Below are 15,130 nucleotides of genomic sequence, written 5' to 3' on the forward strand. Positions count from 1 at the left end.
CTCAGGCGGTGCGCGGGACGTCCAGCTCGGCGATCACGGTCATCGACCCGGGGGCGACCTCCGTGTAGCCGGCGTCCCGCACGCCGACGGCGGTGCCGCGCTCGCACTCGGCCACGAGGCGAGACCAGGTCTCGGCATCGGCATCACGAACGCTGACGGCCCACTGCGCGTCCTGCCACACCCGGACGTCCTCGACCGTCATGGCACCGGCAGCGAGCATCACGGCGTGTCCCACCTGGGCGGCGGTCTTGCCGACGGTCATCTCGAGCTCCGCGTCCACCCAGAGCCGCACGGCACCCTCGGCGTGCGGTCCCGGGTCGTCGGCCGGCAGGTCGGTGCCTCCCACCTGGAGCTTGCGCAGCCTCGAGTCCAGATCACCCACACGGCACGGCACGTAGGCCCGAGCCGACGCCCCGCCCGCGTCGACGGTCACGCCGTCCACCTCCTGCGCCGCCGTCCACTGCGCGCCCCGCGCGCGACGGGACACCTTGCGGATCCGCGCACCCAGCCACGCCGTGTACTCCTCGTGCCAGGGACCGCCCGGGGCGATGCGCTCGTCCAGGCACACCTGCAGCGTCGCGGACGCCGCCGCGGCCAGCAGGTCGGACCGGGCCGGCGGATCGACCTTGGGGATGTGGAGCACCAGCGGCATCGCGCGCACGTCGGCAGGATCGGGCGGATCGACTCGCGAGCCGTAGGAACCGGCCGCACTCGTCCCGGCCACCAGCACCGCGTGGCGCTCCTCGAGGGTGGACGGCCGGACGTCCTCCAGGGGACCCTCGTCGATCACGGGATGGGGATGCGGCGAACCCCGCCGTCGAGGGAGTCGGCGGCCTCGATCTCACTGCGGGTGACACCGAGGACGAAGAGCAGCGCGTCGAGGAACGGATAGGACAGCGCCGCGTCCGCGACCTCGCGCAGCGCCGGCTTCGCGTTGAAGGCGATGCCGAGACCCGCCGCGGTGAGCATGTCGATGTCGTTGGCACCGTCGCCGACCGCCACCGTCTGCTCCATCGGCACGCCGACCTGTGAGGCGAACTGGCGCAGCGCCACCGCCTTCGCCGCGCGATCGACGACATCGCCGATCACGCGGCCGGTGAGCTTGCCGTCGACGATCTCCAGGGTGTTCGCCTTCACGAAGTCCAGTTCGAGCTCGTGCGCCAAGCCCTCGATCACCTGCCGGAAACCGCCCGACACCACGCCGCAGTGATAGCCGAGTCGTCGCAACGTCCGAATGGTGGTGCGCGCGCCCGGCGTGAGCTCGAGATCCTCGGCGACGTCGTCGATGACCGATGCGTCCAACCCGGCGAGGGTCGCGACTCGACGGTGCAGTGACTCCGCGAAGTCGATCTCGCCTCGCATGGCCGCCTCGGTGACGGCTCGGACCTCGTCCTCGACTCCGGCCCGCGCCGCGAGCATCTCGATGACCTCGCCCTGCACCAGCGTCGAGTCGACGTCGAACACGATGAGGCGCTTCGCTCGACGAGCCAGTCCGGACCGTTCGACGGCGACGTCGATACCGACTCCGGCAGCCACGGTCGCGAGCGCCGACCGCAACGCCTCGTCGGCCTCGTCGCTCGACAGCCCGCCCTCCTCCTGCGGACGGGCCGAGACCAACAGCTCGAGTCCCGTCACCGGGTAGTCGGCGATACCGCGGATCGAGTCGATGTTGGCGCCCTGTCGCGCGAGTTCGCTCGACAGCACGCTGATGGCTCGCGCGGTGACGGGCCGTCCCAACACGACGACGACGTGGGTGGAGAGGGGCGAACGACCGTGCGCTCCCCCGACCTCGACGTCGACGTGGACACCCACCGTGCCCATGGCCTCCTCGAGGTGCTCCTGCAAACTCTCGACGTCCCCGGGGCAACTGCCCAGGACACCGAGCGTCAGGCGACCGCGAATGACCACCTGCTCCACGTCCACGACGCTGACGTCGTGTCGCGCCAGCGAGGCGAAGAGCACGGATGTGACACCGGGCTTGTCACCGCCGGTGACCGTCACGAGCACGGACGTCGGCGGGGGTGGTGTCTCCACCATCGAGGTATCTCCTTGTCACACGAAAAGCCCCTCACCGTGAGGAGAGGGGCTCGTCGCTGGAACGGTCGTGGAACGAGAGGACTACTTGTCGCGGTCGCCCGAACCTTCGTGATCGCTGGTCGCGATCGGCGCGCGGCGTGCCTGCTCGAGCACCTCGGTGGTCTTGCCTCCACCGTGGCCCGGTCCCACATGCGCTTCGTCTCGCATGCGTTCGACCATGTGCGGGTAGTGCAGCTCGAACGCGGGGCGCTCGGAGCGGATACGCGGGAGCTCCACGAAGTTGTGGCGCGGCGGCGGGCAGCTGGTCGCCCACTCCAGGGAGTTGCCGTAGCCCCACGGATCGTCGACCGTGACGACCTCGCCGTAGCGGTAGCTCTTGAAGACGTTCCAGAGGAACGGCAACGTCGAGGCGCCGAGGACGAAGGCACCGACCGTCGAGATCGAGTTGAGCACCGTGAAGCCGTCGGACGGGAGGTAGTCCGCGTAGCGACGCGGGAATCCCTCGGCGCCGAGCCAGTGCTGCACCAGGAACGTGGCGTGGAAGCCGACGAAGGTGGCCCAGAAGTGCCACTTGCCGAGAGCCTCGTCCATCATCCGGCCCGTCATCTTCGGGAACCAGAAGTAGATACCGGCGTAGGTCGCGAACACGATCGTGCCGAACAGCACGTAGTGGAAGTGCGCCACCACGAAGTAGGAGTCGGTGACGTGGAAGTCGATGGGCGGGCTGGCGAGCAGCACACCGGACAGACCACCGAAGAGGAACGTGACCAGGAAGCCGACCGAGAACAGCATCGGCGTCTCGAACGTCAGCTGGCCCTTCCACATCGTGCCGATCCAGTTGAAGAACTTCACACCCGTCGGGACGGCGATGAGGAACGTCATGAAGGAGAAGAACGGCAGCAGCACCGCACCGGTCGCGTACATGTGGTGGGCCCACACGGCGATGGACAGCGCCGCGATGGCGATGGTGGCGTAGATCAGGCCCGTGTAACCGAACAGCGGCTTACGGGAGAAGACCGGGAAGATCTCCGACACGATGCCGAAGAACGGCAGCGCGATGATGTACACCTCGGGGTGACCGAAGAACCAGAACAGGTGCTGCCACAGCAACACACCGCCCGTGGCCGGATCGAACAGGTGCGCACCCAGGTGTCGGTCGGCCGCCAGTCCCAGCAGTGCCGCGGTGAGCAGCGGGAAGGCGAGCAGCACGAGGATCATCGTCACGAAGATGTTCCAGGTGAAGATGGGCATCCGGAACATGGTCATGCCCGGGGCACGCAGGCAGATGACCGTCGTGATCATGTTCACGCCACCGAGGATGGTGCCGAGGCCCGAGAGCGCGAGGCCCATGATCCAGAAGTCCGCGCCCACGCCCGGCGAGTGCACGGCGTCGGTGAGCGGCGTGTAGGCCGTCCAGCCGAAGTCTGCAGCGCCACCGGGGGTGATGAAGCCCGCCGAGGCGATGAGTGCGCCGAACAGGTACAGCCAGTAGCTGAACGCGTTCAGACGTGGGAACGCCACGTCGGGCGCACCGATCTGCAGCGGGAGGATGTAGTTGGCGAACGCGAACACGATGGGCGTCGCGTACAGCAGCAACATGATCGTGCCGTGCATGGTGAAGAGCTGGTTGTACTGCTCGTTCGACAGGAACTGCATGCCCGGGAGGGCGAGCTCCGCACGCATGAGCAGGGCGAGGACGCCACCGAACAAGAAGAAGCCGAACGACGTGACCATGTACATGATCCCGAGCGTCTTCGGATCGGTGGTCGTCACCATCTTGTGGATGAACGATCCCTTGGGCCCCATACGGGGCGGGTACGGCCGTGAAGCCGTCAGCTCGGGGACTGGCTGGGGCGCTAGGGCAGTCACTGATCCTCCTGAAAGCGCGTCTCCCCGTGCCCGAGGTGGACGCATGAAATTCGTGCGCTCTATGGATCGTAACCCCATGACACACGAACTGCGGCACGGGTCCTACGAAGTGTCGTACTTCCACCCGGGTGTCGCATTTTCCGGCCCGCGGGAGGCCCTCTTCCGAAGGCCTCCACGACCGGAGCACGGCCTGCCCGCCACTCGCCGAGCGACCGGCTTCCGGACTGCCCGTAAGGTCTCGGCCATGTCGGATCGCTCTCGTCGTCACGCTCGATCGGTCGTCGCCCTCGCGACGATTCCCGCGATGCTCGCCCTCTCTGCCTGCGGCGACACCTCGAGTGACGACGCCTCCACCATTGTGCGGACCACCACGAACGTGGCCGGAGCCGGCGTCGTCGGCATCGAACGTGACACCGCCGGCCTGTGCGCGCTCCCGCAGCCGGTCGACTCGGTCGGTCAGCAAGGTGACACCCGGCTCGTCGTCGGCAGCGGCCGTGCGACCACGGTGCCCGCCGATCCGCAACGTGTCGTGGTTCTCACCATGACGGCACTCGACGCGTCGTGCGCCGTCGGCACCTGGGAGCGCGTCGTCGGCGCACCCACGGCGCCGCTCGCTCCCACCGCTCCCCCGTCCGGCCTGCTGCGCCCGGACTACCTCGGCACCGGCATCGCCGAGATCGCCGGCGTCGGACCCGAGGGCTCCCCCGACGTCGACGCGATCCGAGCACTGGCTCCGGACGTCATCATCGGCGGCGACGCCCTCGACCCCGCCGTCACCGCGCAACTCGACGGCATCGCCCCGACCGTTCTCACGCGCGCGTCGTCGTCGTGGCTCGAACGGTCCACGCTCGCGGCCGCGGCGATGGGACGACGTGACGCCGCCACCCGTGCGACGGAGCAGTACCGCGCACGCGCCGAGACCGTGGGCCGCGAGCAGAACTCCCGCATCACCGAGGCGTCTCTCGTGCGCTTCGGCGCCGACGGCACACAACTGCTCGGCGACGACAGCTTCGCGGGGCAGGTACTCGCGCAGGCGGGCGTGCGACGACCGGGGCCTCAGCTAGGCGAGACCCGCGCACTCCCGCAGGACGATCTGTCCGACGCGGAGGGCGACCTGATCTACGTCATGTTCGACGGACAGGCGGGGCTGGAACGCGGCACCGAGGTCATGGACTCGGACGCCTGGAAGGACCTCGGCGCCGCGACGGACAGTCGCGTGTTCAGCGTCGACGACACGGTGTGGTCGGGCGAGGGCCTCGTGGCTGCGGGCGCGGTCCTCACCGACGTGTCGAACACGCTGAACGGCTACGTCTGACGCGTCGGCGGTAGCGTTCCGGGAGTGCCGATACCCGAGTTCATCACCACCCTGCGCGCCAAGATCGGTCACGATCCGCTCTGGCTCTCCGGTGTCAGTGCCGTCGTGCTCGACGCCGACGATCGGCTGCTGCTGACGCGTCGCAAGGACAACGAGCTCTGGGCCGTGGTGTCCGGCGTCCTCGAGCCCGGCGAGGAACCCGGACCGGCCGCCCTCCGGGAGATCCTGGAGGAGACGGGCGTGACGGCCGAGCTCGTGCGGTTGACGAGTGTCGACGTCACCGAGCCCATCGTCTACCCGAACGGCGACCGCACCCAGTACCTCGACGTCTGCTTCCTCGCCCGGTACGTCGCCGGCGAGGCGCGGGTCGCGGACGACGAGAACCTCGACGTGCAGTGGTTCGCGCGCGATGCGCTGCCCGCGGACATCACCGACACCTCGACTCTCCGCATCGCGAAGGCGCTGGACCACGGCCCGGAGGCCTGGTTCCGGCGGTAGGTGGCGCCGGACCGTGCCGTCCTGCCGCGTCCTGTGTGCACCGCTGCTCAGTGTCCGGCGCGCCCGCACACCCTCACCGATTTCGGCCACCTTCACCGGTCACAACCGGTGCAGATTGCTACAACCGTTGCAGGAGGGCGCAACGGCGCACGTGCTCCGGTTTCCGCAACCCGCTCCTGCTACAACCGAAGCGGGTTGCGGGAACCGGAGCACCTCGCACTCGCGAGACGTGCTCACCAGACATGACTCAGGGCACCACCCGCAAAGCGGACGGTGCCCCGAGGTGAGGTGGGTCAGAAGTCCCAGTCGTCGTCCTCGGTGTTGACTGCCTTGCCGATGACGTACGAGCTTCCCGAACCCGAGAAGAAGTCGTGGTTCTCGTCGGCGTTGGGTGAGAGCGCCGACAGGATGGCCGGGTTTACGTCGCACTCGTCCTTCGGGAACAGGCCCTCGTAGCCGAGGTTCATGAGCGCCTTGTTCGCGTTGTAGCGCAGGAACTTCTTGACGTCCTCGGTCAGACCGACCTCGTCGTAGAGGTCCTGCGTGTACTCGGTCTCGTTCTCGTACAGCTCGAAGAGCAGATCGAACGTGTAGTTCTTCAGCTCCTCGCGCTCGGCGGGCGAGCGGGTCTCGAGTCCGCGCTGGTACTTGTAGCCGATGTAGTACCCGTGCACGGCCTCGTCGCGGATGATCAGGCGCACGAGGTCGGCAGTGTTGGTGAGCTTGGCCCGCGAGGACCAGTACATCGGCAGGTAGAAGCCGGAGTAGAAGAGGAACGACTCGAGCAGGGTGGAGGCCACCTTGCGCTTGAGCGGGTCGTCGCCCTTGTAGTAGTCCATGACGATGGACGCCTTGCGCTGCAGGTTCGCGTTCTCCTCGGACCAGCGGAACGCATCGTCGATGTCGCGAGTTGAGCACAGCGTCGAGAAGATCGACGAGTAGGACTTGGCGTGCACCGACTCCATGAACGAGATGTTGGTGTACACCGCCTCCTCGTGCGGAGTGATGGCGTCCGGGATCAGCGACACGGCGCCGACGGTGCCCTGAATCGTGTCGAGCAGCGTCAACCCCGTGAAGACCCGCATGGTCAGCTGCTTCTCGACCTCGGTCAGCGTCTCCCAGGACGGGATGTCGTTCGAGATCGGCACCTTCTCGGGCAGCCAGAAGTTGCTGGTGAGCCGATCCCAGACCTCGGAATCCTTGTCGTCTACGACACGGTTCCAGTTGATCGCGGACACACGATCGATGAGCTTGAGCGGGTTGCCGCCCGCTGGGCTGTGCGGCTTGGAAGCGGTTGTCATTGAGGTTCCCCACGGAGTAGGTAAGTTCGGCTAGAACGAATCTAAGTGCGTTTCGCCCAGCTGGGCAACAAGCCGGGGCGATGACGCATCTCGCACACTCGTTCAACCTCTTCAAACTACACCCGTGTCACTTAGACAGTGCAACTGCCGTGCCGCGCGTCGACTTTTGGCGTCACGAAAAGTAGGGCGACACGCCATGCGTGTCGCCCTACTTTTCGATAACTACACCCGAGCCAATCTAGCGACTGACATACTTGACGGATAAGCAATCACGTATTCGACGGTCTTAGCCGGCCAAACTCTCCCGCTCAACTCGCTCGTACTTCGAGAGAACGAAGCGTTTAAAGACTTCGACTAGATCGTCGGACTTTTCGATCGCGCGCCGCGTCACGGCAACGTTCGTCCGGCGACTCGGCGCCAACGCAGGTTGCGCCCTGAGTTGCCCCTTCGGCAGGTAGAGCACCTTGCCACGGCTTGTCGTAATCGCTTGTTCCACCTGCACGTAACTCAAAAGACTTGTTGCATAATATCGTTGGGCAGACATCATCAGTTGTGGTCGACCCCAACCGCGCGGAATCAGCAGTAGCGGCGCCCCGTTGACACTGGGCACATTGACGGTCCTAGTCGTCCAGGACAATGCAAGTGGGTCCCACATCTGCACGCGCTTTGCGACGGTCGCGTTCGGGCCACGGCGGAACTCCGGGAAGCGAGCAATCATTTCACTTGTGAACTCGGCCAAGGCGACATAAACAATACGAGTGGTGACGTCCGACGTGATGTCCTTATCGATGCCGTCAACGAACAACGGTAGGTCCTCTAAGTGTTTGAGAACACCAACACGTAGAAGTACTTCCAAGTTTTGGGTTAACGCTTCCCAGATCCATGACCCTACGTCAGCAGCGCCCCCATGACCGTAGTAACCATTACTCGACAAACCACATCGGGTTTCCCAGGGCTCAGGGAAGCTTCTCAGCATGGCTTCGCCCAGAATTATGGTTCGACTTGGACGGTGACATCGCCAATCTTGCAAGGGTATCGAAGAAGCTGTCGATACATCTGACAGCGCTTGCGGCATGGGGAGCAGGTGCCCCCTGAAGCCGAATCGCGTGCGGGTCGAGGAACACGCGGTTGTCCACGTCGACGTGTATGTCCTCGAACGGAACGGGACCGGCGATGCCGAAGTGGCTAGTGATCGTTGTCATATGCGGGGCCTCCTGGCCTTTTAGACCCGGAGACGGACAAGAGGCCCAATGCCTCTCTAAAATCCGCTACGCTGGAGTGGACTGGATAAGTCACTCTCGCGCTTCCGGGCCGAGATCGGTCTGGCTCCGTTGGCGCGGAGCCAGACCGAAACTTACATAGCGGGTTTCCCGCCCATCGTTGTTGTCACAACATGCAGCTGACGCAACCCTCGACCTCGGTCCCCTCGAGGGCCATCTGGCGCAGCCGGATGTAGTACAGCGTCTTGATTCCCTTGCGCCACGCGTAGATCTGCGCCTTGTTGATGTCGCGGGTGCTCGCGGTGTCCTTGAAGAACAGCGTGAGGGACAGGCCCTGGTCGACGTGCTGCGTCGCTGCCGCATACGTGTCGATGATCTTCTCGTAGCCGATTTCGTACGCGTCCTGGTAGTACTCCAGGTTGTCGTTGGTCAGGTACGGCGCCGGATAGTAGACGCGGCCGATCTTGCCTTCCTTGCGGATCTCGATCTTCGACGCCACCGGGTGGATGGAACTGGTGGAGTAGTTGATGTACGAGATGGAGCCGGTCGGCGGGACGGCCTGCAGATTCTGGTTGTAGATGCCGTGCTGCTGCACCGACGCCTTCAACTCGACCCAGTCGTCCTGCGTCGGGATGCTGATTCCCGACTGGGAGAACAACTCTCGGACACGCGCTGTCTTGGGCTCCCAGGCGCGCTCGGTGTACTTGTCGAAGAACTCGCCCGACGCGTACTTGGACTGCGGGAAGCCTCCGAAGTAGCTGCCGCGCTCCTTCGCCAGACGGTTCGAGGCCCGCAGCGCATGGAACAGCACGGTGTAGAAGTAGATGTCGGTGAAATCGACACCCTCCTCGCTGCCGTAGTGGATGCGCTCACGAGCGAGGTAGCCGTGCAGGTTCATCTGGCCGAGGCCGATGGCGTGCGAGGTGTTGTTGCCCTGCTCGATGGACGGCACCGAGTAGATGTGGGTCTGGTCCGACACGGCCGTCAAGCCGCGGATGGCGACCTCGATGGTCTGCGCGAAGTCGGGCGAGTCCATGGTCTTCGCGATGTTCAGCGAACCCAGGTTGCACGAGATGTCCTTGCCCACATGGCTGTACGAGAGATCCTCGTTGAACGTGGACGGCGTCGAGACCTGCAGGATCTCCGAGCACAGGTTCGAGTGCGTGATCTTGCCCTCGATGGGATTGGCCCGGTTCACCGTGTCCTCGAACATGATGTAGGGGTAGCCCGACTCGAACTGCAGCTCGGCGAGGGTCTGGAAGAACTCGCGCGCCTTGATCTTCGTCTTGCGGATGCGCGCGTCGTCGACCATCTCGTGGTACGTCTCGCTGACGTTCACGTCGGCGAAGGGCTTGCCGTAGATGCGCTCGACGTCGTACGGCGAGAAGAGGTACATGTCCTCGTTCTTCTTCGCCAGCTCGAACGTGATGTCCGGGATGACGATGCCGAGGGACAGCGTCTTGATGCGGATCTTCTCGTCGGCGTTCTCGCGCTTGGTGTCGAGGAACTTGTAGATGTCCGGGTGGTGCGCGTGCAGGTACACCGCGCCGGCACCCTGCCGCGCTCCGAGCTGGTTGGCGTACGAGAACGAGTCCTCGAGCAGCTTCATGATGGGGATGACGCCCGAAGACTGGTTCTCGATGCGCTTGATCGGCGCACCGGATTCACGAATGTTGCTGAGCAGCAACGCGACTCCGCCACCACGCTTGGACAGCTGCAGTGCCGAGTTGATGGAGCGACCGATGGACTCCATGTTGTCCTCGATGCGCAGGAGGAAGCAGGAGACGGGCTCGCCGCGCTGCTTCTTGCCCGAGTTGAGGAACGTGGGAGTGGCCGGCTGGAAGCGGCCGGCGATGATCTCGTCGACCAGGTCGGTCGCGAGAGTCTCGTTGCCGGCGGCCAGCGTCAGCGCGACCATGCACACCCGATCCTCGAAGCGCTCCAGGTAGCGCTTCCCGTCGAACGTCTTGAGTGTGTAGGACGTGTAGTACTTGAACGCACCCAGGAAGGTGGGGAACCGGAACTTCTTCGAGTAGGCGTGCTCGATCAGACCCTTGACGAAGGATCGCGAGTACTGGTCGAGAACCTCTGCCTCGTAGTAGTTCTCCTCCACGAGGTAGTCGAGCTTCTCGTCGAGGTTGTGGAAGAAGACCGTGTTCTGGTTGACGTGCTGCAGGAAGTACGCCCGCGCGGCGTCCCGGTCCTTCTCGAACTGGATCTCGCCGTTCGGCCCGTACAGGTTGAGCATCGCGTTCAGAGCGTGATAGTCGAGCTCCGAGTCGTCACGGCGCGACACGGCGGGAGACGAGTCGGTGATGGTCGGTGCCATGTGCGTACTCCTGAGATCGATGATGGGCGGTACTGGTGCGGACGATCAGATGGTGCAGGTCGCGTCGAGCCGGTCCCAGAACTCGGCGAGTCCGGTGCGGACCCGCTCCACGTCCTCCGGGGTACCCATGACTTCGAAGCGATAGAGGAACGGGACCTGACATTTTGCCGAGACCACGTCCCCGGCGAAACAGTACGAATCGCCGAAGTTGGTGTTGCCCGCGGCGATGACGGCGCGGATGAGGGACCGGTTGTGCTCGTCGTTGAGGAACCGGATGACGGGCTTGGGGACGTAACTCGTGTCGCGCCCCAGCGCGGTGGTGCCGCCGCCGTAGGTCGGGAGGATCAGGACGTACGGACGGTCGATCTCCACGTCGTCGCGGGGATAGCGGACGGGGATGCGCGTCGCGGGGATCTCGAGCTTCTCCACGAACCGGTGGGTGTTCTCCGAGACGCTCGAGAAGTAGACCAGCGATTCGGACACGATGCTCCATCCTCCGCCGACTCTGCGCACTTCTTCGACATTCGCGACGGCGCGGACCGGGTGGGTCGGCCGTCAGCGGTGAGTCGGGAACTCACCCGAGCCGGCCTCCTCGTCGGAAGACGCGGCGGACGCGCTTCAGGCAGCGGCGGTGACGAGGGTCTTGATGCGGTCGGGACGGAAGCCGGACCAGTGGTCCTCGCCTGCGACGACGACAGGTGCCTGCAGGTAGCCGAGCGCCATGACGTAGTCACGTGCCTCGGGATCCTGCGAGATGTCGATGACGTCGTACTCGATGCCCTCTTTGTCGAGAGCGCGGTACGTGGCCTTGCACTGCACGCAGGCGGGCTTGGTGTAGACGGTGACGGTGGTGGCGCTCATGAATCCTCTTCTCCGCATCCTGTGTCCGGATGCGCTCGCTGTTCGCCCGAGAGCTGTCCTGCACTGCTGCTGTGGGATCGCACTGGAGAAAGCGAGACCCGCCGACTCTGCCGTGCACACCACTGACAACCTGTCCGAGAGACCGGGCCGGACCCGCATCCACCCCTCCGAAAAGGGGGTGATGCGGGCCTCGAGCCGTTGTGGCCTCTCGGTGTTCAAGACACTACACCTAGTGTCCGACAGTGCAAGGCAACACCACACTTTGTAATGACACTGGTGGAATTACCTGGTCGGACGCGGAAAACTCCGGCGTGTCGCGACCCCTCGGGCGCGTCGCGAGACCGCGCTGCAGACGGGGCCTCGAGCCTCAGGCATCGACGAGCTCCGCGCGGGTGAGCGCCGTGACGACCTCGGCGATGTCCGCGGCGATCTGTGAGTTGTCACGGGGATGGCCCCCGTCGATCGCGGCCACCACGCCACCGATGGCGAGATCGACGTCGTCGAGCACGCTCGCGCCGGCGATCCGCGCCGCCTTCTCCGTGTCCTCCTTGGCCCACCGGGCGCCGTTCGAGCTCGGCGAGGAACTGATGACGGCGGTCGGCTTGGTGGAGATGGCGCCGCTGCCGTAGGGGCGGGAGAGCCAGTCGATGGCGTTCTTGAGTACTGCGGGGATGGTGCCGTTGTACTCGGGCGTGAGCAGCAACACGGCGTCGGCGTCCTGGACGGCCGCGCGCAGAGCGGTCACGGTGTCGAGCGAAGCGACCGACTCGGGGGTGTCGATGTCCTCGTTGTAGAACGGAAGGCCTCCGAGGCCCTCGTGAATGACGACCTCGACGCCCTCGGGTGCGACTGACGCGGCGGTCTCGGCGAGACGACGGGTGATGGAGGCGGCGCGGAGGCTGCCGACGAGTGCGATGACGCGGCTCATGGGTGGGTCCTTTCGACGAAGTGTGTCCGTGATCTACAACCGGACCGTAGTCCACTTTCTTCCGTGACGCGCTATCCTGACGGTGTGACACATGCCCCTCTGCCGATGGCGGCCGACGACAGCGAGCGCTGCGACGCCGCGCGCAACCGCCGTCTGCTCCTCGACGCCGCGATCGGGCTGGTCGACGAGCGCGGAGCGGACTCCGTCACCATGGACGCCGTGGCAGCCCGCGCAGGTGTGGGCAAGGGCACCGTGTTCCGTCGGTTCGGCAGTCGTGCGGGTCTGATGTTCGCTCTTCTGGACCACACCGAGACCGAACTCCAACAGGCCTTCCTCTTCGGTCCTCCCCCGCTGGGCCCCGGCGCACCACCGCTCGATCGACTCGTCGCGTTCGGCCGTGCCCGCCTCGACCTGGTCGCCGTGCAGGGTGAGGTGCTGCGGGCAGCCGAGAACTCGCCCGTCTCGCGCTTCTCCGCGCCCGCCCACGCGGTCGGCCTGACCCACGTGAGCACACTGCTGCGGCAGATCGGCGTGTCGGGCGATGTCACGTTGCTGGCCTACGCGCTGCTCGCCCCGCTCGAGGCCACTCTGGTGCTGCACCTGCAACGCGACGCCGGAATGACCACCGAGCGCCTCGCCGACGGCTGGGAGGATCTCGCCCGCCGCATCGCCTCCGCCTGACCTCAGGCCAGCGCGAGGGTTCGCGTCGCGGCGTCGGCCAGTGCCACGCCGTAGCTCCGGCCGTGACCCGCCGCGTGCACGGCGAGGGGATGCAGCTGATGCAGAGGCACCCGTTCCTCGGCACCCGGAGCGAGCTCGTGCTGCTCCTGATAGCCGTCGAGAAGGTGCTCGAGGTGCGGACAGCCGAAGAGAGACAGCATCGCGAGGTCCGTCTCGCGGTGTCCGCCGTGCGCCGCGGGGTCGATGAGCGTCACGCCGCCGGGCGTCCAGAGCACGTTGCCGGTCCACAGGTCGCCGTGCAGACGCGCCGGAGGGTCGGTCGAGTCGAACGACCCGTCCGCGACGACGGAGCAGGCACGCTCCACGAGGTCGGCCTCGTCCCGCGTGACCGTGCCGGCGTCGACCGCGACACGGAGATACGGCAGCACCCGTTCCTGCGCGTAGAACTCACCCCAGCGGTCGTGCTCCACCGACGACATGGTGCGCGATCCGATGAACAGCGTTCCGTCGAAACCTGCAGGCGGCGAGCCGAACCGGGGGGCACCGCTGTCGTGGGTGCGGGCGAGCAGTGCGCCGAAGCGGCGAGCAGCGTCCGGCGTCGGCCGGACGGAGTCGAGGCGTTCGAGAACGATGTGGTCGGTCGCGACCTCGAGGACGTCGACCGTAGGCGCTCCCCCGTCGGCGAGCCACCGCAGACCTGCAGCCTCGGCGGCGAAGAAGTCGGGATGCGCGTCCTCACGCCGTTTGACGAACGCCATCTCTAGCCGCCGGCGAAGGGCGGGAGGACGTCGATCCGGGAACCGACGGGGTAGGCCTCGTCGCGGACCATCTCGTCGCCGATGAGGAACACCGCCACGTCCAGCACACGATTCAGTTTCTGCCCGTGGCGTCCACGCAGCGCCGACTTCACGTCCGCCACGGTCGCGCCGACCCTCAGGTCGTACGACTCCTGCGTGGTGCCCGCAGCGTCCGCGGCCCCCGCGAAGTACCGCACGTCCACAGTCACGGACTCAACCACCGATGGCACCCATCGAGCGTTCCGGCGGCACGAAGTCCTCACGTTCCATCCCGTGGCCGGCCCACTTGTTCCACATCGCTCCACGCCAGAGGTCCGCGATCTCCTCGTCGGTCGCACCCCCGCGCAACGCCACCCGCAGATCGGTCTCGGAGTCGCTGAACAGGCAGGACCGCACGGTCCCCTCCGCCGTCAACCGGGTCCGGTCGCAGTCGGCGCAGAAGGACCGGGTGACCGAGGCGATGATGCCCACCGTGGCGGGGCCACCGTTCACGGTCCACTCCTCGGCGGGCGCGGACGGATCGGTGCGGCCGATCTCGGTGAGCGTGAACCGCTCCCCGAGCAGATCGAGCAGTTCCGCCGCCGACACCATCGTCGAGCGCGCCCACTCCCGGTCGGCGTCGAGCGGCATCTGCTCGATGAACCGCAGATCGACACCTCGGTCCAGGCACCACTGCACCAGGTCCTGAGCGCCGTGCAGAGTCTCGCGCATGAGAACGGCGTTGATCTTGACCGGCGTCAGTCCGGCCGCCAGGGCCCCGTCGATGCCGCCGAGCACGGCGGGCAACCGGTCCCGCCGGGTCAACGATGCGAAGTGCTTGCGGTCGATCGTGTCGAGAGAGACGTTGACCCGGGTCAGACCCGCCTCGCGAAGACGCTCCGCTCGGCGTTCGAGGCCGATGCCGTTGGTGGTCATCGACAGTTCGACACCGGGTGCGTGCTGAGAGGTCAGGGCGATGATGTCCACGATGTCCTTGCGGACCAACGGCTCGCCGCCGGTGAAGCGGACCTCGCGCACACCGAGGAGTCGATCGGCGACGCCGACGAGGCGGGCGATCTCCTGCGCGGTGAGCAGTTGTTCGAACTCCAGGTTCGGCAGCCCCTCGGCCGGCATGCAGTAGGTGCATCGCAGCGAGCACTTCTCGGTGACCGAGATGCGCAGGTCCCGCGCGATGCGACCGAAACTGTCCAGCAGGTGCGGAACGTCCGGACGGCCGACCATGGACGGCGCGCGCACGACACCGGGCAGGCTGGGAATTCCCATGCTCACAGTCGTCATTCGATCACCTCCACTC

General features: G+C 66.1%; 15 protein-coding genes. 3 read left to right on the forward strand and 12 right to left on the reverse strand.

The features are described from left to right. Nucleotide 1: 1 nt before the first annotated feature. The 3 genes from QRN16_RS07255 to ctaD all read right to left on the reverse strand — a co-directional run bounded on the left by QRN16_RS07255 (nt 2) and on the right by ctaD (nt 3,906). Nucleotides 2-790: a peptidyl-tRNA hydrolase gene (locus QRN16_RS07255; protein ID WP_374198517.1), complete on the reverse strand. Its 789-nt coding sequence runs from the start codon at nt 788-790 to the stop codon at nt 2-4. Beyond that, nucleotides 787-2,037, reverse strand: coding sequence for a phosphoserine phosphatase SerB (gene serB, locus QRN16_RS07260; protein WP_027507041.1), 1,251 nt, complete (start codon nt 2,035-2,037; stop codon nt 787-789). The genes QRN16_RS07255 and serB overlap by 4 nt, the downstream gene beginning before the upstream one ends. Before the next feature lie 81 nt (nt 2,038-2,118). Further along, entirely contained in the window at nt 2,119-3,906 is a 1,788-nt protein-coding gene (gene ctaD, locus QRN16_RS07265) for an aa3-type cytochrome oxidase subunit I (protein WP_027507042.1), read from the reverse strand. A 244-nt stretch (nt 3,907-4,150) separates the two neighbouring features. Between ctaD and QRN16_RS07270 the strand changes: the two genes are divergently transcribed. Both QRN16_RS07270 and QRN16_RS07275 read left to right on the forward strand, forming a co-directional pair. Beyond that, entirely contained in the window at nt 4,151-5,221 is a 1,071-nt protein-coding gene (locus QRN16_RS07270) for an ABC transporter substrate-binding protein (RefSeq protein WP_027507043.1), read from the forward strand. 24 nt (nt 5,222-5,245) lie between these two features. Continuing rightward, nucleotides 5,246-5,719: an NUDIX hydrolase gene (locus tag QRN16_RS07275; protein WP_027507044.1), complete on the forward strand. Its 474-nt coding sequence runs from the start codon at nt 5,246-5,248 to the stop codon at nt 5,717-5,719. 293 nt (nt 5,720-6,012) lie between these two features. On the opposite strand, the gene nrdF is transcribed toward QRN16_RS07275, so the two are convergent. The 6 genes from nrdF to QRN16_RS07305 form a co-directional block, all read right to left on the reverse strand. Continuing rightward, nucleotides 6,013-7,020, reverse strand: a complete 1,008-nt coding sequence (gene nrdF / locus QRN16_RS07280; protein WP_285185344.1) for a class 1b ribonucleoside-diphosphate reductase subunit beta — start codon at nt 7,018-7,020, stop codon at nt 6,013-6,015. Between the two features lie 286 nt (nt 7,021-7,306). Continuing rightward, nucleotides 7,307-8,095 (reverse strand): DUF8370 family protein, encoded by a 789-nt coding sequence (locus QRN16_RS07285; protein WP_502943983.1) that lies wholly within the window; start codon nt 8,093-8,095, stop codon nt 7,307-7,309. 311 nt (nt 8,096-8,406) lie between these two features. After that, the gene (gene nrdE / locus QRN16_RS07290; RefSeq protein WP_027507046.1) at nt 8,407-10,569 is read right to left on the reverse strand and encodes a class 1b ribonucleoside-diphosphate reductase subunit alpha; all 2,163 of its coding nucleotides are present in this window, start codon (nt 10,567-10,569) and stop codon (nt 8,407-8,409) included. Between the two features lie 45 nt (nt 10,570-10,614). Then, a complete protein-coding gene (nrdI, locus tag QRN16_RS07295; protein WP_037187075.1) occupies nt 10,615-11,052 on the reverse strand; it encodes a class Ib ribonucleoside-diphosphate reductase assembly flavoprotein NrdI in 438 nt (145 codons plus the stop codon). Between the two features lie 135 nt (nt 11,053-11,187). Then, nucleotides 11,188-11,430 (reverse strand): redoxin NrdH, encoded by a 243-nt coding sequence (locus QRN16_RS07300; protein WP_027507048.1) that lies wholly within the window; start codon nt 11,428-11,430, stop codon nt 11,188-11,190. Between the two features lie 367 nt (nt 11,431-11,797). Continuing rightward, nucleotides 11,798-12,358 (reverse strand): NAD(P)H-dependent oxidoreductase, encoded by a 561-nt coding sequence (locus tag QRN16_RS07305; protein WP_027507049.1) that lies wholly within the window; start codon nt 12,356-12,358, stop codon nt 11,798-11,800. Between the two features lie 84 nt (nt 12,359-12,442). Between QRN16_RS07305 and QRN16_RS07310 the strand changes: the two genes are divergently transcribed. After that, a complete protein-coding gene (locus QRN16_RS07310; protein WP_027507050.1) occupies nt 12,443-13,039 on the forward strand; it encodes a TetR/AcrR family transcriptional regulator in 597 nt (198 codons plus the stop codon). Between the two features lie 2 nt (nt 13,040-13,041). Here the strand turns inward: QRN16_RS07310 and QRN16_RS07315 are convergent, their stop codons facing one another. Genes QRN16_RS07315 through moaA form a run of 3 tightly spaced genes read right to left on the reverse strand, consistent with a single transcriptional unit; the run spans nt 13,042 to nt 15,114 of the window. Then, nucleotides 13,042-13,797: a fructosamine kinase family protein gene (locus QRN16_RS07315; RefSeq protein ID WP_027507051.1), complete on the reverse strand. Its 756-nt coding sequence runs from the start codon at nt 13,795-13,797 to the stop codon at nt 13,042-13,044. 2 nt (nt 13,798-13,799) lie between these two features. Next, nucleotides 13,800-14,045, reverse strand: a complete 246-nt coding sequence (locus QRN16_RS07320) for a MoaD/ThiS family protein (protein ID WP_231476463.1) — start codon at nt 14,043-14,045, stop codon at nt 13,800-13,802. Between the two features lie 4 nt (nt 14,046-14,049). Continuing rightward, nucleotides 14,050-15,114 carry a GTP 3',8-cyclase MoaA gene (gene moaA, locus QRN16_RS07325; protein ID WP_222630637.1) on the reverse strand — a complete coding sequence of 355 codons (1,065 nt, stop codon included), beginning with the start codon at nt 15,112-15,114 and terminating at the stop codon, nt 14,050-14,052. Nucleotides 15,115-15,130: the final 16 nt, after the last annotated feature.

The organism is Rhodococcus sp. MEB041, from assembly GCF_030208955.1.
GTDB lineage: Bacteria > Actinomycetota > Actinomycetes > Mycobacteriales > Mycobacteriaceae > Rhodococcoides.

Coding starts and splice junctions, on each gene's coding strand:
- QRN16_RS07270 (WP_027507043.1), top strand. CDS start 4,151: ATGTCGGATCGCTCTCGTCGTCACGCTCGATCGGTCGTCGCCCTCGCG.
- nrdE (WP_027507046.1), bottom strand. CDS start 10,569: ATGGCACCGACCATCACCGACTCGTCTCCCGCCGTGTCGCGCCGTGAC.
- QRN16_RS07305 (WP_027507049.1), bottom strand. CDS start 12,358: ATGAGCCGCGTCATCGCACTCGTCGGCAGCCTCCGCGCCGCCTCCATC.
- QRN16_RS07285 (WP_502943983.1), bottom strand. CDS start 8,095: ATGCCGCAAGCGCTGTCAGATGTATCGACAGCTTCTTCGATACCCTTG.
- moaA (WP_222630637.1), bottom strand. CDS start 15,114: ATGACGACTGTGAGCATGGGAATTCCCAGCCTGCCCGGTGTCGTGCGC.
- QRN16_RS07300 (WP_027507048.1), bottom strand. CDS start 11,430: ATGAGCGCCACCACCGTCACCGTCTACACCAAGCCCGCCTGCGTGCAG.
- serB (WP_027507041.1), bottom strand. CDS start 2,037: ATGGTGGAGACACCACCCCCGCCGACGTCCGTGCTCGTGACGGTCACC.
- nrdF (WP_285185344.1), bottom strand. CDS start 7,020: ATGACAACCGCTTCCAAGCCGCACAGCCCAGCGGGCGGCAACCCGCTC.
- QRN16_RS07315 (WP_027507051.1), bottom strand. CDS start 13,797: ATGGCGTTCGTCAAACGGCGTGAGGACGCGCATCCCGACTTCTTCGCC.